Origin of the sequence: Actinomadura opuntiae (assembly GCF_030283205.1) — a bacterium.
GTDB lineage: Bacteria > Actinomycetota > Actinomycetes > Streptosporangiales > Streptosporangiaceae > Spirillospora.
This window is the reverse complement of sequence record NZ_JASNWF010000014.1, coordinates 24791-42849: the sequence shown is the minus strand read 5'-3', so window position 1 is coordinate 42849 and position 18059 is coordinate 24791. Positions and strand designations below refer to the sequence as shown.

Sequence of the window (18059 nt, the reverse complement as noted above, 5' to 3'; positions counted from 1 at the left end):
CCTCCTCGCGCCAGGGCCCGCCGAGGCCGCCCCGCGGACTCCGGCGTCCGTGCGGTTCGCCGACGGCGCCGGGATCCACGTCGAGCGGGTCCAGCGGATCGACGACCGGCAGTACGCGGTCCGCGTCGGCACGGCCGCGTTCGGGCGGGCGGTGGACGTCCGGATCCTGCTGCCGACCGGCTACGAACAGCGGCCGACCGCCCGGTATCCCGTCCTGTACCTGTTCCACGGGACGAACGGACGGGCCTCCGACTGGGTGGACAAGGGCGGCGCCGAGGCCACGACCGCCGGGAAACCGCTGATCACGGTGATGCCGGATGCCGGATTCGACGGCGACGGCGGCGGCTGGTTCACCGACTGGGCCGACCCGAAGACCAAGCTGGGGCCGTCGCGCTGGGAGACGTTCCACGTCGGCCAGCTGATCCCGTGGATCGACCGGAACCTGCGGACCGTCGCGGCGCGGCGCGGCAGGGCGATCGCCGGGCTGTCCCAGGGCGGGTTCGGCGCGATGAGCTACGCGGCCCGCCATCCCGACGCGTTCGCCTCGGCGACCTCGTTCTCCGGCGCGCCCGACATCGCCCACGACCCGGTCACCGCGGTCGGCGCGTACGGGGTGATCTCCCTGGTCGCCACCGCCTACGACGGCGTCCCGCCCGACTCGATCTTCGGTTCCCGGTTCGCCGACGGGATCAACTGGCGCGGCCACGACCCGGCCACCCTCGCGACCAACCTGCGCGGGACGCGGCTCTCGCTCTACACCGCGACCGGCATCCCCGGGCCGCTCGACCACGGCGTCCCCGACCTCGGAGCGATCGGGATCGAGGCCCTCACGCACCAGTCGACGCTGAGCTTCCACCGCCGCCTCCAGCAGTTGAAGATCCCGAGCCGGTTCGACGACTACACCTTCGGCACGCACACCTTCCCGTACTGGGCGCGCGACCTGCGCGAGGAGATCGGGCCGCTGATGCGCGCGTTCGCGGCGCCGCCGCGTCCGCCGGTCCGTGTCTCCTACGCGTCGATCGACCGGACGTGGACGCAGTGGGGCTGGACGGTGTCGCTCGTCCGCCGCACCCCTCGGGAGTTCAGCCGCCTTAGCGACGCCACGTCCAAGGGCTTCACCCTGAAGGCGAGCGGTACCGCGACCATCACGACACCGCCGTCCTACCGCCCCGGAGCCCGCTACACCGTCACGATCCCCGGGCACCGCATCGCCGCCCGGGCCACCGCGTCCGGACGCCTGACCTTCACCCTCCCGCCGACCCCGGACGGCAAGGACACCACCGTCCGCGCCGCGATCGGGCCGTCCTAACCCTCCAGGACGCCCGAGCGGATGAGCGTGCGGACGTGGTCGACGATCGGCGGCCCGACGGCGCGGAGGGCGGCCATGTCGCCGGACGCGACCGCGGGCGTCACCATCGTGCCGATCGCCGCGACGACGACCTGGCACGCGAACCGCGCGGACTCGCCGGTGGCGCCCATCAGGTCGGCGAGCGCCGACGCCAGGTCGCGCTGCACCGCCGAGCGGCGGGCGACGGCCTCGGGCCCGGCGGCGAACACCTCCACCAGGAACAGCCGCGCGTAGCCGGGCTCGGATGCCAGCGCGTCCAGATAAGCGGTGATGGCCCGATCGAACCGGTCGACCGGGTCGGCTCCGCCCTGCGCGGCCTGCGCGAGCCGCTCCCGCACCAGCTCGCCGGCCTGGTCGAACGCCGCCATGAAGCAGTCGAGCTTGGACGAGAACAGCCGGTAGAAGCTCTGCCGCGACACCCGGGCCCGCCTCAGCACGTCCTCGACGGAGGTGCCGGCGTACCCCTTCTCCGTCATCGCCTCGGCCATCGCCGCCAGCAGGCGCCCGCGGTGGACGCGGTCGACCTCCGCGCGGGACAGCGCGTGGCGTCCCCGTGGGAGCCGGGGCGGCGAGGACTGCGGCACCCGGATCACGATAGAGCACCGCCCCGGGACGCGCGGCCCGCCGGAAAACAGGAGATGAGACCGGTGTGACGGCATTCACCGGATGGTCCGTACACTGGGCGAACGGGATCGTGGAGGCGGTCCTGCGTTTCGGCGCGCCGTGACCCTACCTTCACGTACGCGGTGGGACGTACGTCACACTATGCATGTAGGTGTTTCGAGGAGGAGAAGCGTGACCGACCGCGACGTGGACGTTCTGAGCAGAGCACCGCTCTTCGAGGCCCTCGACGAGCAGGGCGCCAAGGCGCTGCGCGCCAACGTGACGGAGGTGCGTCTGGCACGCGGTCAGACGCTCTTCAACGAGGGGGAGACGGGCGACCGGCTGTACGTCGTCCTGGAAGGCAAGATCAAGCTGACCCGGACGGCGCCGGACGGCCGGGAGAACCTGCTGAGCGTGCTCGGCCCGAGCGAGATGTTCGGCGAGCTGTCGCTGTTCGACCCGCGGCCCCGCACCGCCAGCGCCATCGCGGTGACCGAGTGCCGGCTGGCCGGGCTCGGCCACGACGACCTGCGGCCCTGGCTGACCGGGCACCCCGAGGTCGCGGTGCAGCTGCTGCGCGCGCTCGCCCAGCGGCTCCGCAAGACCAACGACGTGATGGCCGACCTGGTCTTCACCGACGTGCCGGGCCGGGTCGCCAAGGCCCTGCTGGACCTCGCCGAGCGGTTCGGGCAGCCGTCCGAGGCGGGCCTGCACGTGCACCACGACCTCACCCAGGAGGAGCTGGCGCAGCTCGTCGGCGCGTCCCGGGAGACGGTCAACAAGGCCCTCGCCGACTTCGCGCAGCGCAACTGGCTGCGGATCGAGGCGCGCGCCGTGGTGATCCTCGACATCGAGCGGCTGCGCAAGCGCTCCAAGTAGGGCGCGCCTTCGGGCAGGGAGCGCCTCCGGCAGGCAGCGCCTCCCGGCCTCCGCTCAGCGGTGCGCGGAGCGTCAGGAGCGCTCGTCCAGGTAGTCCAGCTGCGACTGGACCGACCATTCGGCCGCTGGCCACAGCGACTCGTCGACGTCCGCGTAGACGATCTCGACGACCTCGCGGGCGGTGCGCGCACCGGCGGCCACGGCGGCCTCGACCTGCGCGAGGCGCTCGCGCCGGTGGTCGATGTAGTGGTCGAGGGCGGCCAGCGGGTCGTCCAGCTTCGGGCCGTGACCGGGCAGGATCACCGCCGCGTCCTGGTCGGCGGAGAAGGCGCGCAGCCGGTCCAGGGAGCTCAGGTAGTCGCCGAGCTTCCCCTCCAGCACCGTGCTGCCGTAGCCGAGTACGGTGTCGCCGGTGAGGACGGCGCGGTCCGCCGGCAGCCAGAACGTGAGCGAGTCGTCGCTGTGGCCCGGGGTCTCCATGATCCGCAGTTCGAGGCCGCCGGTGGTGACGACGTCCCCCTCGCCGAGCCCCTCGTCGCCGAGCCGGTGCCGCGGGTCGAGGGCGCGCACCTTGACGCCGCCGCCCTTGCCGCCGCCCGCGAGCCCGGCGAACTTCGCGGCGCCCGCCGAGTGGTCGGGGTGGCCGTGGGTGAGCAGGACGAGCCCGACCCGCCGCCCCTGACCTGCGATGATGTCGGCGACGCGGCGCAGGTGCTTGCCGTCCTTGGGGCCCGGGTCGACGACGACGACCTCCTCGGCGCCCGGCTCCCCGATGATCCAGGTGTTGGTGCCGTCCAGGGTCATCGCGGACGGGTTCGGCGCGAGCACGCAGGTCGCCCGTTCCGTGCCCATCCCATCGATCTCGCTCATGTCGCCCATCCTGCCCGAGGCGCGGTCGGGGTGCCGGACCGGGTTCCAGCCCAGCCGTTCCAGGTGCCGCAGCGCGGACGTGCCGGCGAGCCGCCACATGACGGCCCGCGACCAGTCCCTATAAGCGGGCACCCGGCGGGTCATGCCCCGCTCGGGTAGTACTGGGCGGCGTCCTCGGGCAGCACCAGCCACGCCTCGCCGTCGATGATCTCCGCGGTGGGCTCGTACACGACGATCTCGCGGGGCACGGCGAGGACGTCGGCGACGGTGTCGAACGCGGCCAGCTCGCTCAGCGTCGCCAGGGTCGGCGGCAGCATGAACCACTCGCCGGCCTGCGCGCGCTCCACCGCCTCGGCCGGGCGCACCCACGCGACCTGGTCGGCCTCGGTGCTGACGTCGCGGGCGCGCTGCCCCTCCGGCATCGCCGCGACGAAGAACCGGGTGTCGTAGCGCTTCGGCTCGATCTTCGGGGTGATCCAGTGCGCCCACGGGCGCAGGAGGTCCGAGCGCAGCACGAGGCCGCGCCGGCCCAGGAACTCGCCGAACGACTGGGAACGGTCCAGCAGCGCCTGCCGGTCGGCCTCCCACTCGTCGCCGCGGGTGTCGTCCACGACCGTGTCGCCGGTCGGCCCGGCCAGCAGGACGAGCGTCTCCTCGAAGGTCTCGCGGACCGCCGCGCAGACCAGCTCGCGCGCGATCTTCTCGTCGGCCTTGAACGCGGCGCCCCAGTCCGCCGGCGACGGTCCGGACCAGGCGAGGTCGGCGTCGCCGTCGCGCGGGTCGACCGAGCCGCCGGGAAAGACGTAGGCACCGGGCGCGAACGCCATGGACCGCACGCGCCGCAGCATGAACGCCTGCAGCCCGTGCCGGTCATGGTCGCGGAGCACGACGACGGTGGCGGCGTGCCGGGCGGGGACCGGCCGCGCCCGGCCGACCAGGATGTCGTCGATCTGCTCCCGCATCGATTCCGGCAACTTCAGCCCGTTCACCATCGCCCCGCCCAACTCGTCGCACTCATGGCGGTTCATTCGGACATACCGAATGGCATTCCGTCAACCCTGCGGTCCCGGGCGCGGCGCGGGGCCGAACCCGGGGCACGGCTACGGCGTCCCCGGGCCCGGCTCCGCCGGAATCGGGCCGGAATCGGGCCGGGATCAGGCCGGGATCAGGAGACCTCGGCGATCAGCTCGACCTCGACGGGCACGTTGCGCGGCAGCACGGCGACGCCCACGGCGCTGCGCGCGTGCTTGCCCGCGTCCCCGAACACCTCGCCGAGCAGGTCGCTGGCGCCGTTGATCACCTGCGGCTGCCCGTGGAAGTCCGGGGCGGACGCGACGAACCCGACGACCTTGACGATCCGCACCACCCGCGACAGCTCCCCGAGCTCGGCCTTGAGCGCCGCGACGCAGTTCAGCGCGCAGATCCGCGCCTGCTCGGCCGCCTCCTCGGGCGACACCTCGGCGCCGACCTTCCCGGTCACCTTGAGCTCGCCCTTCACCAGCGGGACCTGCCCGGAGGTGTAGACGAGCGAGCCGGTCCGCGCCGTCGGCACGTACGACGCCAGCGGCGTGACGACCTCCGGCAGCTCCAGCCCCAGCTCGGTGATGCGCTCTTCGGGTGTGCTCATCAGGACTGGATCTCCCGCTTGAAGTAGGCCACCAGGTTCTCCGGGTTCGGGCCCGGGAGGACGGTCACGAGCTCCCACCCGTCCTGGCCCCAGTTGTCGAGGATCTGCTTGGTCGCGTGGACCAGCAGCGGAACGGTCGCGTACTCCCACTTCTTCATGGGTTTCAGCCTAGCGATCAGCCGCGGAGGCGGCGTCGTAGTGGTCGCGGGCCGACCGGATCTCGTCGATGTTGTGCTCGGCGAAGTGCCGGACGGCGTCGAGCAGCGGGACGAGGCGCTCGCCCAGCAGCGTCAGCGTGTACTCGACCTGGACCGGCACGGACGGGGTGACGGCGCGCGCCACGAAACCGTCGCGTTCGAGGGAGCGCAGCGTCTGCGTGAGCATCTTGGCGCTGACGCCCGGCAGCGCGCGGGCGAGCTCGGCGTACCGGCGCGAACCCTGCGTCAGCTGGTACAGGACCATCGACGTCCACTTGTTGCCGATGACACCGAGCAGGTCGTGCGTCGGGCACGACTCCATGTAGGAGTCGAACGCGGCCTTCGCCTCCTGCCGCCGCTCGGCCGCGGTCTGCGTCGTCATGTCGTACTCACGGTCGCCATGCTGTGGGCTCACCTCCGGGTGCTGATCGCACTCGAAGGTAACCTCTTCCGGCGCCGCGCTGTTCCGGGCCACAGTGACCGTGCGGCGGGTTTCCCGCCTCCCCCACATCGGACCAGGTCAGGGACGGAGTTCGGCATGCGCGCGATCATTGTGGAGAAGCCCGGCGGCCCCGAGTCGCTGACGATCACCGAGGTCGACGAGCCCGACCCCGGTCCCGGGCAGGTCCGGATCCGCACGGCGGCGGCCGGGGTGAACCCGGTGGACGCGGTGACGCGGTCGGGTCTCCTTGCCGACGCGGGGCTGATGCCGCCGTTCGGCTCGCGCGGCCCGATCGGCATCGGCTGGGACGTGGCCGGAACCGTCGACGCGGTCGGCCCGGACGTCGCCCGGTTCGCCGTCGGCGACCAGGTCATCGGGCTGAAGGACCGGCTGGACGTCCCGCTCGGCGCCTACGCGGAGGCGATCGTCCTGGACGCGTCCGCCGTCGCGCACGCGCCGCGCTCGGTGTCCGCCGTCGAGGCCGCGACGCTGCCGCTGAACGGGCTCACCGCGTCGCAGGCCCTCGACCTGCTGGACCTTCCGTCCGGCGGCACGCTGCTGGTCACGGGCGCGGCGGGTGCGGTCGGCGGTTTCGCGGTCGAGCTGGCCGTGCAGCGCGGGCTGCGGGTCGTGGCGGCGGCTTCGGCGGCGGACGAGGCGCTGGTCCGGGACCTCGGCGCCGAGTGGTTCGTCCCGCGCGGCGCGCACCTCGGCGACGCCGTGCGGGCGCTCGTCCCCGGCGGCGTCGACGGCGCGCTGGACGCGGCGCTGCTGGGGGTCGCGGCGGTCGACGCGGTGCGGGGCGGCGGCGTGTTCGTCGCGGTCGCCGGCGGCCCGGCCGCGCCGACGCCGCTGCGCGGGATCACCGTCCACAACGTGTGGATACGCGCGGACGGCACGCAGCTGGAGCACCTGTCGGCGCTGGTCGACGCGGGTCGCCTGACGCTGCGGGTCGCCGGCACGCTCCCGCTGGCGGACGCCGTCAAGGCGCACGAGCGGCTGGAGGCGGGCGGGCTGCGCGGCCGGCTCGTCCTGACGACCGCCTGAACGGGGCCGCCGGCGGGCCGGGCCGTCAGGTGTCGCGGGCCTCCTGCTCGGCGCGGACCATCACGCGCCGCAGGAGGTCCGACAGCGTGCGGCGCTCGTCCGCGGTCAGTCCGCCGAGCAGGCGGTACTCCTCGTGCCCGACGCCGCCCATCGCGCCGAGCCAGGCGGCGCGGCCCTCGTCGGTCAGCTCGACCAGCACCCGCCGCCGGTCGGTCCGCGACGGCGTCCGGCGGACGAACCCGCGCCGCTCCAGCGCGTCCAGCCGCCCGGTCACCGAGTTCGGCGGCATGCCGAGGTCGGCGGCCAGCTCCGACGGGGCCGCGCTCCCGTGCCGGCCGCCGAGCGCCTGGAGGGTGTCGTACTCGTGCCGGTGCAGGTCGTACTCGACCAGCGAGCGGTCCTTCACCCGCTTGATGTGCTCCACGAAGCGCACCATCCGCGTGACGGCGCCCTCGATGTCGGGATCGAGGTCGGACAGGACCCCCGCCCACCGCGCGACGTGGTCGTCGGTCCGGTCGTGGAGTTCCTCCGTTCCGCCCATGCACGGATCGTACGACCCCTATCATTTCGATGGCGAATAGTTCGTTGACGAATAGTTCGCTGTCGAATTAGATTGTCCGGTATGCCGCATCCGCTGCGCGGCCGGGACTTCCGGCTGCTGTTCACCGCCCGCGTGCTGTCCCTGACCGGCGACGCCGCCGTGCCCGCCGCGCTGACGCTCGCCGTGCTGCGCGCGACCGGCTCCACGTCCGCGCTCGCCCTGGTGCTGGGCTGCGCGATGGTGCCGCGCCTGCTGCTGCTCCCCGTCGGCGGCGTCCTCGCCGACCGGCTCAACGCCCGCGCCGTCGCCGTCGCCACCGACCTCGCCGGCTGCGGCGCCCAACTGTTCGCCGCGCTGGAACTGCTCGGCGGCCACCCCCGGCTCTGGCACCTCGCCGCCGCCCAGGCGGTCGGCGGCGCCGCCTCGGCCTTCCAGACCCCGACCGTCTCCCCGATGATCACCGGCACGGTCGACGCCGCCGGACTGCACCGGGCCAACGCGCTGATCGGCACCGCCAACGGCGCCACCCGGCTGGCCGGACCCGCCCTCGCCGGCACGCTCGTCCTCACCGCCGGACCCGGCTGGACGTTCCTGCTCGACTCCGCCTCGTTCGCCGCGAGCGCCGCGCTCCTCGCCATCACCCGCGTCCGCCGCGCCGCGGTCGCGCCCGCACCGGACGGGGGATCGGGCCGCCGGCTGCTGCGCGACCTCGCCGAAGGCTGGAACGAGGTGCGCTCCCGCGACTGGTACTGGACGAGCCTGATCGCGCACGCCGCCTGGAACGGCGCGTCCGCCGTGCTGCTCACCCTCGGCCCCGCCATCGCGATCGACCGGCTCGGCGGCGAAGGCACCTGGGTCGCGACCGTGCAGGTCGGCGCGGTCGGCCTGGTCGCCGGCGCGCTGCTGGCCGCGCGGATCCGGCCGCGCAGGCCCGTGCTGGTCTGCAACCTCGGACTCGCCGCGTTCGCGCTGCCGCTCGCGCTGCTGGCCGCCGCCGCGCCCGCGCCGCTGGTCATCGCCTCCTACGGGCTGGCGCTCACCGGGCTCGGCGTGCTGAACCCGACGTGGGAGACCGTCGTGCAGCTGACCGTCCCGCCGCGGTCGCTGGCCCGGGTCACCTCCTACGACTGGCTGCTCTCCCTGGGCGCCGCGCCGCTCGGCTACGCCCTGGCCCCGTGGGCCGCGTCCGCGTGGGGCGCGTCCGTCCCGCTCCTGGTCAGCGCCGTCCTGGTCGGCGGGAGCTGCCTGGGGACGGCCGCGGTCCCGGGCGTGCGCGCCCTCACGATGCCGAAGGCGCCGGCCCCGGCCGTCCCGTGACCGGGCGGGTCCGGGGCCGGGGCCCGGCTCAGAAGTCGGTGGGCGGCTCCTGCTCGGTGGCTCCGCCGCCCGCCGGACGGTCCCCGCCGGCGATGCCGCGCCGCTCGCCCTCGCTCGGGCCGGACACCCCGTGGTGCGGCTTCGGCTCGTCCAGCCCGATCACCGGCGGGACGTCCTCGGCCGACTCCAGCGTCGAGGGCTGCTCGGCGGCCTTCGCCAGGTCCGCCTCGGCCTTGGCGAGCCGTTCCCGCAGGTCCATCCGCTCGGCGCCGTCGCCGGACCGCTCGGGCCCGCCGCCGCCCATCTTGTCGAAGAACCGCAGGATCTCCACCGGAAGCGGCATGACCAGCGTGCTGTTCTTCTCCGCCGACACCTCCACGACCGTCTGCAGCAGCCGCAGCTGGAGGGCCGCCGGGTCCTGCGACATGATCTCCGCCGCCGCGGCCAGCCGCTTGGACGCCTGGAACTCGCCGTCCGCGGTGATGATGCGGGCGCGCCGCTCCCGCTCCGCCTCGGCCTGCCGCGCCATGGAGCGCTTCATGCCCTCCGGCAGCGACACGTCCTTGATCTCCACCCGCTCGATCAGGATCCCCCACGGATCCTGGGTGATCTCGTCGATGATCGAGCGCAGCCGGACGTTGATCTTCTCGCGCTCGCCGAGCAGCTCCTGCATGTCCGCCTGGCCGATCGCCGAGCGCAGCGACGTCTGCGCCACCTGCGAGATCGCGTATCCGTAGTTCTGCACGTTCACGATCGCCTTCACCGGGTCGACCACCCGGAAGTACACGACCGCGTCCACGCGGACGCTCACGTTGTCCTGGGTGATGCCGTCCTGCGCCGGCACCCCCATCGTGACCGTCTGCTGGTTGACCTTCTGCATTCGCTCTGCATAAGGGATGATCGCCGTCAGGCCGGGCCGGCGGACGGCGCCGGGGCGGAGTTGCCCGCCCCGCTGCACCTGGCCGAACCGGAACACGATGCCGTGCTCGAACTGCTGCACGACACGCAGCGACGAGGCGAGCGTGATCAAGCCGCCCACCACGACGATCAGCAAAATGATCAGGGCCACCGCTGCCATCACGGGCCACCTTTCCGATGTGGACTGTCCGTACCCGCTCGGAGCCCGGACGTACCGGCCCGCGGACCGGTCTCACGTTTCCCAGCTAACCGCGCGGGCACGCCCGTAGCAACGGTCCCGGCGGACGATCTACGGGCGCGGACGGCACCGTGTCAGGGATCACTTGCATCGGGGCGGGCGGCCTCTGAAGTCCTTGCCGAGTGAACGATATGGTCGATCGGGTGAGCGCGAGAGACACCGACTGGGACGGCGTACGCCTCCACGTCGTCACCGGGAAGGGCGGCACGGGCAAGACGACCGTCGCCGCCGCACTCGCCCTGGCACTGGCCGCGGGCGGCCGCAAGGTCCTGCTCGTCGAGGTCGAGGGACGCCAGGGCATCGCCCAGCTCTTCGACTGCCCGCCGCTGCCCTACGAGGAGCGCCGCGTCGCCGTCGCCCCCGGCGGCGGGGACGTCTACGCGCTCGCCATCGACACCGAAGAGGCGCTCATCGAGTACCTCGAGATGTTCTACAGCCTCAAGCGCGCCGGGAAGGCGATGACCAAGCTCGGCATCGTCGACTTCGTCACCACCATCGCCCCCGGCCTGCGCGACGTGATCCTCACCGGCAAGACCTCCGAGTCGGTGCGCCGCAAGAAGAAGGACGGCTCGTTCATCTACGACGCCGTCGTCATGGACGCCCCGCCCACCGGGCGCATCACCAAGTTCCTCAACGTCAACGACGAGGTCTCCGGCCTGGCCAAGATGGGACCGGTCCGCAACCACGCCGACACGGTGATGAAGGTCGTCCGCAGCCCCGAGACCGCCGTCCACTTCGTCACGCTGCTGGAGGAGATGCCCGTCCAGGAGACGATGGACGGCATCCGCGAGCTCACCGAGGTGGGGCTGCCGGTCGGCGGCGTCATCGTCAACATGGAGCACCAGCCCGTCCTGTCGGAGGACGACCTCGCCGCGGCCGCCGCCGGCACCCTCGACGTCGACGAGATCGTCCGCGGGGTGAAGGCCGCCGGGCTGGAGAGCAACGCCGAGTCCATCGGCGCGGTGCTGGCCGCCGAGGCCGGCGAGCACGCCCGCCGCACCGCGCTGCAGCGCCGCGAGAAGGAGCGGCTGGAGTCGGTCGACCGGCCCCGCTACACGCTGCCGATGCTGTCCGACGGCATGGACCTCGCCGGCCTGTACGAACTGGCCGCGGCACTCCGCGCACAGGGCGCCGCATGACCGAGCGGAGCGAGGGCATGCGGCGGTCTTTGCCGGGGGGTGCGGGGGGTCGTCCCCCGCAGGCGGCACGCATGAGGAGAACGGTATGAGCCCCACCAAGAACCCGCCGGCGCTGGACGTCGACGCGCTGCTCGACGACCCCCGCACCAAGACCATCGTGTGCTGCGGGTCCGGCGGCGTGGGCAAGACCACCACCGCCGCGGCGCTCGGCGTGCGGGCCGCCGAGCGCGGCCGCGACGTCGTCGTCCTCACCGTCGACCCGGCGCGCCGGCTCGCCCAGTCGATGGGGCTGTCCGAGCTCGACAACAACCCGCGCCGGATCGAGGTCGGCGGCGACGGCGAGCTGCACGCCATGATGCTCGACATGAAGCGCACCTTCGACGAGATCGTCGAGGCGCACGCCGACCCCGACCGGGCCAAGCAGATCCTTGCCAACCCCTTCTACCAGTCGCTCTCCTCGTCCCTGTCGGGCACGCAGGAGTACATGGCGATGGAGAAGCTCGGGCAGCTGCACCGCTCCGGCGCCTGGGACCTGATCATCGTCGACACCCCGCCGTCCCGCAACGCCCTGGACTTCCTGGACGCGCCCGAGCGGATGGGCCGCTTCCTCGACGGCCGCTTCATGAAGATCCTCGCCGCCCCCGCCAAGACCGGTGGCCGGTTCGGCGTCAAGGTGATCAGCGCCGGGTTCGGCATGTTCACCGGAGCGATCAACAAGGTCCTCGGCGTCCAGCTGCTGCGCGACGTCCAGACGTTCGTCGCCGCGTTCGACACCATGTTCGGCGGGTTCCGCGAGCGCGCCGAGAAGACGTTCAAGCTGCTCCAGACCCCCGGCACCGCGTTCCTCGTCGTCGCCGCGCCCGAGCCGGACGCGCTGCGCGAGGCGTCCTACTTCGTCGAACGGCTCGCCGAGGAGCGGATGCCGCTCGCCGGGCTCGTCGTCAACCGCGTCCACGAGTCCGCCGCCGACGGCCTGTCGGCCGCCCGCAGCCAGGCCGCCGCCGAGACCCTGGACGAGCGCGGCGAGCACCCGCTGACCGCCGCGCTGCTGCGCCTGCACACCGACCGCATGCAGCTCGCCGCCCGCGAGGAGCGCCTGCGCGACCACTTCGCCTCGACGCATCCGACCGTCCCGGTCACCGCCGTCCCCGCCCAGGCCGAAGACGTCCACGACCTCGACGGCCTCCGCCAAGTGGGCGAAGACCTGTCAGCGGTACTGACGCGATCCCAGCCCAAAAAGCTCGCCTAGCGGCCGTATTTAGGCAATCCCGGCCCAAGGCGCTCGCCTAGCGGCTCGCACCTTGACCGTGCTTGGGCGAGCGCGACCTCGCTTCGCGAGCTTCCCGGCAGGGCTCGCCTTCGGCATCGCCCCGCCGGTCAGATGGCGCGCTCGCGGTGCGGGGTTGCGGGGCGCGCGGGCGTGAGTGCGTGGCGTGAGCGCGTGCAGGCGCGGCGGCAGGCCCGTACCCCATCGGTACGGGCCCGCAGCCGCGCTTAGTCGACCTTCCGGTCACCTGCCGTCGACCGGCCGATATAGGACCGGTCATTCCCATGACCGCCCGCAGAACGGTCATCGTGCGTCCGCCAAACGGTGCCGAGCCAGGCTCAGCTCGCGACGAGCTCTTCCTCGTCCGCCTCGACCGAGCGCTCGTACTCCTCCTTGGCGGTCTCCAGCAGCTCGCGCCACGATCGCACGTCCGGCCGCCTGCGCAGGAGCGCGCGGCGCTCCCGCTCGGTCATGCCGCCCCAGACGCCGAACTCGATCCTGTTGTCGAGGGCGTCGGCGAGGCACTCCGTGCGCACCGGGCAGCCGCGGCAGATGAGCTTGGCCCGGTTCTGCGCCGCTCCCTGCACGAACAGGGCATCCGGATCCGCGTTACGGCAGGCGGCGCGGGCGGTCCAATCCGTGATCCACATCTTGGCCCCACTCCCCTAGGGTCTGTGTCGATTTGCGCTCCTTGGCCGGACGGGCGCGGACGTCAGGCCGCCAAACGAAAGCCGTGGGGAAGAACTTACGGAAGCGAGGGACGATTCAACAGACCCCGATGGGCCCATTCTCGATATAGCCCACCGGGGCCATACCGCCGGAACGGACTAGTTACCTGTAGTTGACGCGCCAGACATGGCGCAGGTTGTCACGAGGGGGACATACCGGACGAAGATCCGGCGCCGCGCGCTCGGATACGCCCGAGGCCGGGGGACCTGTCCCGTATGCACTGGTCGTCCCGCGTACCCTAGAGCGCGTGCGCGATGCGAAGCTAGATCGGGGTAAGGCCTTCTCCACGCTGTTCAGGCTGCTGGGAGCGGGCGTCGTGGCGGGTGTCCTGGTCGCGTTCATCGCGCTGCCCGGCGTCGGCAGCGCGGGACTGACCGCGCGCGACGCCGCGAACAACTTCGAGGACATGGACAGCAACCTCAAGACGACGCCGCCGTCGGAGAAGACGGTGATGTACGACGCCAACGGCAAGCAGGTCGCCACGTTCTTCGACAAGTACCGCGAGTCCGTCCGGCTCGACCAGGTCGCCCCCATCATGCGGCAGGCGATGGTCGACATCGAGGACTCGCGCTTCTACAAGCACGGGGCGCTCGACCTGAAGGGCACCATCCGCGCACTGGCGTCCAACGTCGAGTCCGAGCAGACGCAGGGCGGCTCCACCCTCACCCAGCAGTACGTCAAGAACCTGCTCGTCGACCAGGCGACGACCCAGGAGGAGTACCGCGAGGTCACCGCGCCGACCGTCGGCCGCAAGCTGCGCGAGCTGCGCTACGCGCTCGACATCGAGCAGCGCATGACCAAGGACCAGATCCTCGAGGGCTACCTCAACGTCGCCTACTTCAGCGCCGGCGCGTACGGCATCCAGGCCGCCGCCAAGCGCTACTTCAGCATCCCGGCGAACAAGCTGAACGTCGGGCAGGCCGCGCTGCTGGCCGGCATCACCCAGAACCCGACGCTGTACGACCCGATCCGCAACCCGAAGGAGGCGCGCAAGCGCCGCGACATCGTCCTCTACCGGATGGCGCAGCTCGGGCACATCTCCAAGCAGCAGGCCGACGCCGAGGCCGCCAAGCCGATCCAGCTGAACCGCACCGACCCGGTGGGCGGCTGCGAGTCCAGCAAGGCGCCGTACTTCTGCGAGTACGTCAAGTACGACATGCTCGACATCCTCTCCCACGGCAAGTACTGGAGCATGACGCCGAAGGAGCAGCAGAACGTCGTCAACAAGCTGAACCGCGGCGGCTACACCATCCGCACCACCCTCGACATGAAGGCGCAGAACGCCGTCGACCGGGCGCTGCGCAGCAACGTCGCGCCGGCCGGCAACCGCGTCGGCGCCGAGGCGATGGTCGAGCCCGGCACCGGCAAGGTCAAGGCGATCGGGCTGAGCAAGCGGTTCGGCGCCGGCAAGGGCCGCACCACCATCAACCTGCCCGCCGACTCCCACCACGGCGGCGGCACCGGCGTGTCCGCCGGGTCCACGTTCAAGACCTTCACCCTCGCCGCCGCCCTGGACGAGGGCATCCCGGTCAGCACCACCATCAACTCGCCGCAGACCACGACCGTCAGCGGGTTCCAGCCCTGCAAGTACACCGGCACCATCGACCAGACCAAGTACAAGAACCAGATGGCCGGCGGCGGGACGTGGACGCTGCACAACGCCGGTGACAGCGAAGCCGGCAACTTCAACCTCAAGACCGCGACCTGGCACTCGGTCAACACCTTCTACGCCCAGCTCGAGAAGCGCGTCGGCGTCTGCGACGCCGTCAACATGGCCAAGGCGTTCGGCATGAAGAAGGGCAACGGCGAGGAGATCGCGCCCGTCCCGTCGCAGGTCCTCGGCACCAACGACATCGACATGGTGCACCTCGCCGCCGCCTACGCCGGCTTCGCCGCCCGCGGCAAGTACTGCACGCCGCTCTCCGTCACGCAGGTCATCGACGCCGACGGCAAGCAGCTGAAGCTGCCCAAGCAGGACTGCCACCAGGCCGTCGACCAGGCCGTCGCCGACAAGGTCGACTCCATCCTCCGGGGCGTCCTCACCAAGGGCACCGCGGCCGGGCGCGGCATCGGCCGTCCCGCCGCCGGCAAGACCGGCACCTGTGAGGAGTTCACCTGCGCGGTGTTCGCCGGCTTCACCCCGAACATGGCCGCCGCCACCGCCTACTGGGACTACCGCGGCCCCTTCCAGTACAAGGTCTACGGCGTGTACGGCGCGGACACCCCCGGCGCGATGTGGCAGCAGAGCATGCAGGACGCCCTCGCCGGCAAGCCGGCGCCCGACTTCAACACCCCGTCCCGCGACTTCGGCGACACCACGCAGGTCCCGCAGGTGAAGGGCATGAAGCTCGCCGCCGCCAAGGCCAGGATCAAGGGCTCCGACCTGGAGGTGCAGGTCGCGTCCGGGTCCGTCGACTCCGACCAGCCGAAGGGCACGGTCGTGTCCACCTCGCCGGACGCGGGCACCGAGGTCCCGCCCGGCACCACCGTCATCCTCTACGTCAGCAACGGCAAGAAGAAGGGCGGCGGCGGCGACCACGGGGACGACGGCGGCAACGGACAGGGCTTCCCCGGCTGGCCGCCGCCCGGCAACTGACGGCGAAAAGCCCGGCCAACGGCCGGGCACGAGGAGGGCCCGGCGGCGCGCCGGGCCCTTCGCTCACTCCGCGAGCTGCCGCTTGACCTCCGCGGCGACCCGCCCGCCCTCGGCGCGCCCGGCGACCTTCGGGTTCACGACCTTCATGACCTGCCCCATCGCCCGCGGGCCCGTCGCCCCTGTCGCGGCGACGGCGTCCGCGACCAGCGCGGCGAGCTCCTCGTCGGACAGCTGGGCCGGCAGGTACTCCTCCAGCACCGCGCCCTCGTCCCGCTCGGCCTGCGCCTGCTCCGCGCGGCCCGCGTCCCCGAACGCCGTGGCGGCCTCCCGGCGCTTCTTCGCCTCCCGGGTCAGCACCTTCACCACGTCGTCGTCGGACAGCTCCCGCGACCGCTTGCCCGCGACCTCCTCGTTCTTCACCGCCGTCAGCGCCATCCGCAGCGTCCGCGTGCGCAGCTCGTCGCGCGCCTTCATCGCCGCCGACAGGTCGGTCTCCAGCTTCACCTTCAGGTCGCTCATGGTCACATCATGCCCGCACGAACCCGGCCGCCTCATCAGGATTACCGCGAGGTGCCCATGTCTGGAACCATGGACGCCAGAGAAGGGAGAACCGTGCGAAAGATCTACGCCGCGCCCCTCGGCCTCCTGGGCGCGGGCGCCGCGACCTTCGGGTACGCCTCGGTCATCGAGCGGAACTGGTTCCGGCTCCGCCGCTTCGACGTGCCGGTGCTGCCGCCCGGCCGTCCTCCGGTCAAGATCCTGCACATCTCCGACGCGCACCTGACGCCGGGCCGGTCCCGCCTGATCCACTGGGTCCGCTCGCTGGACGCCCTGGAGCCCGACCTGGTCGTCAACACCGGCGACACGCTCTCCCACCGGGACGCGATCGGCCCCTTCCTGGACGCCCTCGGCCCCCTCCTGGACCGTCCGGGCGTCTTCGTCTACGGGTCCAACGACCTGTACTCCCCGATTTTCAAGAACCCGCTGCGCTACATCTGGCGCACCAGCAAGTCCGACTACAAGCGGCACCGCCGCGAGCCCGACCTGCCCTACCGCGAGCTCGGCTCGTCCCTGCAGGCCGCCGGCTGGCTCGACCTCAACAACCGCATCGGCCGCCTCAAGGTCGGCGAGCTCGACGTCGAGTTCGGCGGCATCGACGACTCGCACATCAACCGCGACCGCTACGACAAGATCGCCGGCCCCGTCGACCCGCAGGCCGACGTCCACCTCGGCGTCATGCACTCGCCCGAGCCCCGCAACCTCGACCGCTTCACGGCCGACGGCTACGACCTCCTGCTGGCCGGCCACACCCACGGCGGCCAGGTCTGCGTCCCCTTCTACGGCGCCCTTGCCACCAACTGCGGCATCGACCGCCCCCGCGTCAAGGGCCTGCACCGGCACCGCGGCTCCTGGCTCCACGTCTCCGCCGGCCTCGGCACCTCCCCCAAGGCCCCCATCCGCTTCTGCTGCCCGCCCGAGGCCTCCCTCCTCACCCTCGTCCCCCGATGACCCCGCCGCCCCGAATCGGGTACGCACCACTCCCCGACATCCGCTAAAGTGGTCAAGGCGCCGGGAGCACGTACGACTCCCGGGCAGCCACCACCGGGGTGTAGCGCAGCTTGGCAGCGCGCTTCGTTCGGGACGAAGAGGTCGTGGGTTCAAATCCCGCCACCCCGACAGATAACGCCAGGTCAGAGGCCGGTTCCCAAACAGGGAATCCGGCCTCTTGATCGTTTGACCCTCGTTTGACCCCGCCCCTGAACGCGACCCCGCAACACCCAGGGTCACGCACCATCACCCGCTGGCCACATCCCACCCCCCTCCGGCACCCCTTTGAACGACGCCCCAGCGCCGCTCGAGCATCGTCGCGGCCCGCCTGCCGACGGCATAGCGAGCCAAGCTGCCCGACAACCCCCACACGACCTCGTGACCCCGCCGCGGAGCCGACCACACCCGCCGGGGCCAAGTGCCGCCACAGGCCGTCCCCAGCACCTCATCAGACAGACGGAAGGTATCCCATGGAGCCTTCCTGACCACGGGCTCCGCCATCTCGATCTGCGAGGGGACCGCCGCGTGCCACCTGCCATCACCGACCAAACCACCTACTGGGACTACTACACAGAAGGCGTCGCGGACCGCCCCCGACGAAGCCCTCAAGAACGCCTTCGACTAGACCCAGTACCTAGGCCACAGCCGGCCCCCCGCGACGACCTGGAGCTTGGCTCGGGTCAAGGTGATGCCGTCGCAGCCCCTGGCCGCCAAAGGCGTCACCGCAACCGGCCTGGACATTTCACCAGCCCT

The 18059-nt window shown here is 72.1% G+C and carries 18 protein-coding genes and 1 tRNA gene; 9 read left to right on the top strand and 10 right to left on the bottom strand.

Going from position 1 to position 18059, the window contains the following annotated elements; all coding sequences use genetic code 11:
* The first annotated feature begins 49 nt into the window (after positions 1–49).
* Positions 50–1309: an alpha/beta hydrolase gene (locus QP089_RS28415; protein ID WP_285915518.1), complete on the top strand. Its 1260-nt coding sequence runs from the start codon at positions 50–52 to the stop codon at positions 1307–1309.
* On the opposite strand, the gene QP089_RS28410 is transcribed toward QP089_RS28415, so the two are convergent.
* Positions 1306–1932, bottom strand: coding sequence for a TetR/AcrR family transcriptional regulator (locus QP089_RS28410; protein ID WP_285915517.1), 627 nt, complete (start codon positions 1930–1932; stop codon positions 1306–1308). The two genes, QP089_RS28415 and QP089_RS28410, sit on opposite strands and share 4 nt — an antisense overlap.
* 211 nt (positions 1933–2143) lie before the next feature.
* Here QP089_RS28410 and QP089_RS28405 point away from each other — a divergent pair, with 211 nt between their 5' ends.
* Positions 2144–2830: a Crp/Fnr family transcriptional regulator gene (locus QP089_RS28405; RefSeq protein WP_067483689.1), complete on the top strand. Its 687-nt coding sequence runs from the start codon at positions 2144–2146 to the stop codon at positions 2828–2830.
* A gap of 72 nt (positions 2831–2902) precedes the next feature.
* Here the strand turns inward: QP089_RS28405 and QP089_RS28400 are convergent, their stop codons facing one another.
* The 5 genes from QP089_RS28400 to QP089_RS28380 all read right to left on the bottom strand — a co-directional run bounded on the left by QP089_RS28400 (position 2903) and on the right by QP089_RS28380 (position 5906).
* Positions 2903–3844 carry an MBL fold metallo-hydrolase gene (locus QP089_RS28400; protein WP_285915513.1) on the bottom strand — a complete coding sequence of 314 codons (942 nt, stop codon included), beginning with the start codon at positions 3842–3844 and terminating at the stop codon, positions 2903–2905.
* Positions 3841–4662, bottom strand: a complete 822-nt coding sequence (locus tag QP089_RS28395) for an NUDIX hydrolase (RefSeq protein ID WP_285915898.1) — start codon at positions 4660–4662, stop codon at positions 3841–3843. The genes QP089_RS28400 and QP089_RS28395 overlap by 4 nt, the downstream gene beginning before the upstream one ends.
* A gap of 203 nt (positions 4663–4865) precedes the next feature.
* Positions 4866–5327: a RidA family protein gene (locus QP089_RS28390; RefSeq protein ID WP_285915511.1), complete on the bottom strand. Its 462-nt coding sequence runs from the start codon at positions 5325–5327 to the stop codon at positions 4866–4868.
* A complete protein-coding gene (sp36, locus tag QP089_RS28385) occupies positions 5327–5485 on the bottom strand; it encodes a Sp36 family protein (protein ID WP_151540233.1) in 159 nt (52 codons plus the stop codon). Before sp36 ends, QP089_RS28390 begins: the two co-directional genes overlap by 1 nt.
* Before the next feature lie 10 nt (positions 5486–5495).
* Positions 5496–5906 (bottom strand): winged helix-turn-helix transcriptional regulator, encoded by a 411-nt coding sequence (locus QP089_RS28380; protein ID WP_285915508.1) that lies wholly within the window; start codon positions 5904–5906, stop codon positions 5496–5498.
* 156 nt (positions 5907–6062) lie between these two features.
* Here QP089_RS28380 and QP089_RS28375 point away from each other — a divergent pair, with 156 nt between their 5' ends.
* Positions 6063–7013 carry an NADP-dependent oxidoreductase gene (locus QP089_RS28375; protein ID WP_285915506.1) on the top strand — a complete coding sequence of 317 codons (951 nt, stop codon included), beginning with the start codon at positions 6063–6065 and terminating at the stop codon, positions 7011–7013.
* Positions 7014–7038: 25 nt separating this feature from the next.
* On the opposite strand, the gene QP089_RS28370 is transcribed toward QP089_RS28375, so the two are convergent.
* Positions 7039–7554 carry a MarR family winged helix-turn-helix transcriptional regulator gene (locus tag QP089_RS28370; RefSeq protein ID WP_285915505.1) on the bottom strand — a complete coding sequence of 172 codons (516 nt, stop codon included), beginning with the start codon at positions 7552–7554 and terminating at the stop codon, positions 7039–7041.
* A gap of 81 nt (positions 7555–7635) precedes the next feature.
* Between QP089_RS28370 and QP089_RS28365 the strand changes: the two genes are divergently transcribed.
* On the top strand, positions 7636–8871 hold the full coding sequence (locus tag QP089_RS28365) for an MFS transporter (RefSeq protein ID WP_285915503.1): 1236 nt from the start codon (positions 7636–7638) through the stop codon (positions 8869–8871).
* Between the two features lie 28 nt (positions 8872–8899).
* Here QP089_RS28365 and QP089_RS28360 read toward each other — a convergent pair whose 3' ends face one another.
* Complete coding sequence (locus QP089_RS28360; RefSeq protein WP_285915501.1) at positions 8900–9949, bottom strand: slipin family protein; 1050 nt, start codon at positions 9947–9949, stop codon at positions 8900–8902.
* A gap of 221 nt (positions 9950–10170) precedes the next feature.
* On the opposite strand from QP089_RS28360, the gene bagA reads away from it, so the two are divergent.
* Positions 10171–11166 (top strand): ATPase BagA, encoded by a 996-nt coding sequence (gene bagA / locus QP089_RS28355; RefSeq protein ID WP_285915499.1) that lies wholly within the window; start codon positions 10171–10173, stop codon positions 11164–11166.
* 85 nt (positions 11167–11251) lie between these two features.
* Complete coding sequence (gene bagB, locus QP089_RS28350; RefSeq protein ID WP_285915497.1) at positions 11252–12415, top strand: ATPase BagB; 1164 nt, start codon at positions 11252–11254, stop codon at positions 12413–12415.
* A gap of 356 nt (positions 12416–12771) precedes the next feature.
* Here bagB and QP089_RS28345 read toward each other — a convergent pair whose 3' ends face one another.
* A complete protein-coding gene (locus QP089_RS28345; RefSeq protein WP_285915495.1) occupies positions 12772–13083 on the bottom strand; it encodes a WhiB family transcriptional regulator in 312 nt (103 codons plus the stop codon).
* A 326-nt stretch (positions 13084–13409) separates the two neighbouring features.
* Between QP089_RS28345 and QP089_RS28340 the strand changes: the two genes are divergently transcribed.
* Positions 13410–15758, top strand: a complete 2349-nt coding sequence (locus QP089_RS28340; RefSeq protein WP_285915494.1) for a penicillin-binding protein — start codon at positions 13410–13412, stop codon at positions 15756–15758.
* 63 nt (positions 15759–15821) lie between these two features.
* On the opposite strand, the gene QP089_RS28335 is transcribed toward QP089_RS28340, so the two are convergent.
* Positions 15822–16277 (bottom strand): GatB/YqeY domain-containing protein, encoded by a 456-nt coding sequence (locus QP089_RS28335; protein ID WP_285915492.1) that lies wholly within the window; start codon positions 16275–16277, stop codon positions 15822–15824.
* A gap of 93 nt (positions 16278–16370) precedes the next feature.
* On the opposite strand from QP089_RS28335, the gene QP089_RS28330 reads away from it, so the two are divergent.
* Both QP089_RS28330 and QP089_RS28325 read left to right on the top strand, forming a co-directional pair.
* Positions 16371–17267, top strand: a complete 897-nt coding sequence (locus QP089_RS28330) for a metallophosphoesterase (RefSeq protein WP_285915491.1) — start codon at positions 16371–16373, stop codon at positions 17265–17267.
* Positions 17268–17361: 94 nt separating this feature from the next.
* Positions 17362–17435: transfer RNA gene (locus QP089_RS28325), tRNA-Pro, on the top strand.
* Positions 17436–18059 lie beyond the last annotated feature (624 nt).

Excerpts from the sequence above, each read along its gene's own strand:
- QP089_RS28380 (WP_285915508.1), bottom strand. The coding sequence starts at position 5,906 with ATGACGACGCAGACCGCGGCCGAGCGGCGGCAGGAGGCGAAGGCCGCG.
- bagB (WP_285915497.1), top strand. The coding sequence starts at position 11,252 with ATGAGCCCCACCAAGAACCCGCCGGCGCTGGACGTCGACGCGCTGCTC.
- QP089_RS28375 (WP_285915506.1), top strand. The coding sequence starts at position 6,063 with ATGCGCGCGATCATTGTGGAGAAGCCCGGCGGCCCCGAGTCGCTGACG.
- QP089_RS28395 (WP_285915898.1), bottom strand. The coding sequence starts at position 4,662 with ATGCGGGAGCAGATCGACGACATCCTGGTCGGCCGGGCGCGGCCGGTC.
- QP089_RS28335 (WP_285915492.1), bottom strand. The coding sequence starts at position 16,277 with ATGAGCGACCTGAAGGTGAAGCTGGAGACCGACCTGTCGGCGGCGATG.
- QP089_RS28365 (WP_285915503.1), top strand. The coding sequence starts at position 7,636 with ATGCCGCATCCGCTGCGCGGCCGGGACTTCCGGCTGCTGTTCACCGCC.
- QP089_RS28370 (WP_285915505.1), bottom strand. The coding sequence starts at position 7,554 with ATGGGCGGAACGGAGGAACTCCACGACCGGACCGACGACCACGTCGCG.
- QP089_RS28400 (WP_285915513.1), bottom strand. The coding sequence starts at position 3,844 with ATGACCCGCCGGGTGCCCGCTTATAGGGACTGGTCGCGGGCCGTCATG.
- QP089_RS28345 (WP_285915495.1), bottom strand. The coding sequence starts at position 13,083 with ATGTGGATCACGGATTGGACCGCCCGCGCCGCCTGCCGTAACGCGGAT.
- sp36 (WP_151540233.1), bottom strand. The coding sequence starts at position 5,485 with ATGAAGAAGTGGGAGTACGCGACCGTTCCGCTGCTGGTCCACGCGACC.
- QP089_RS28360 (WP_285915501.1), bottom strand. The coding sequence starts at position 9,949 with ATGGCAGCGGTGGCCCTGATCATTTTGCTGATCGTCGTGGTGGGCGGC.
- QP089_RS28390 (WP_285915511.1), bottom strand. The coding sequence starts at position 5,327 with ATGAGCACACCCGAAGAGCGCATCACCGAGCTGGGGCTGGAGCTGCCG.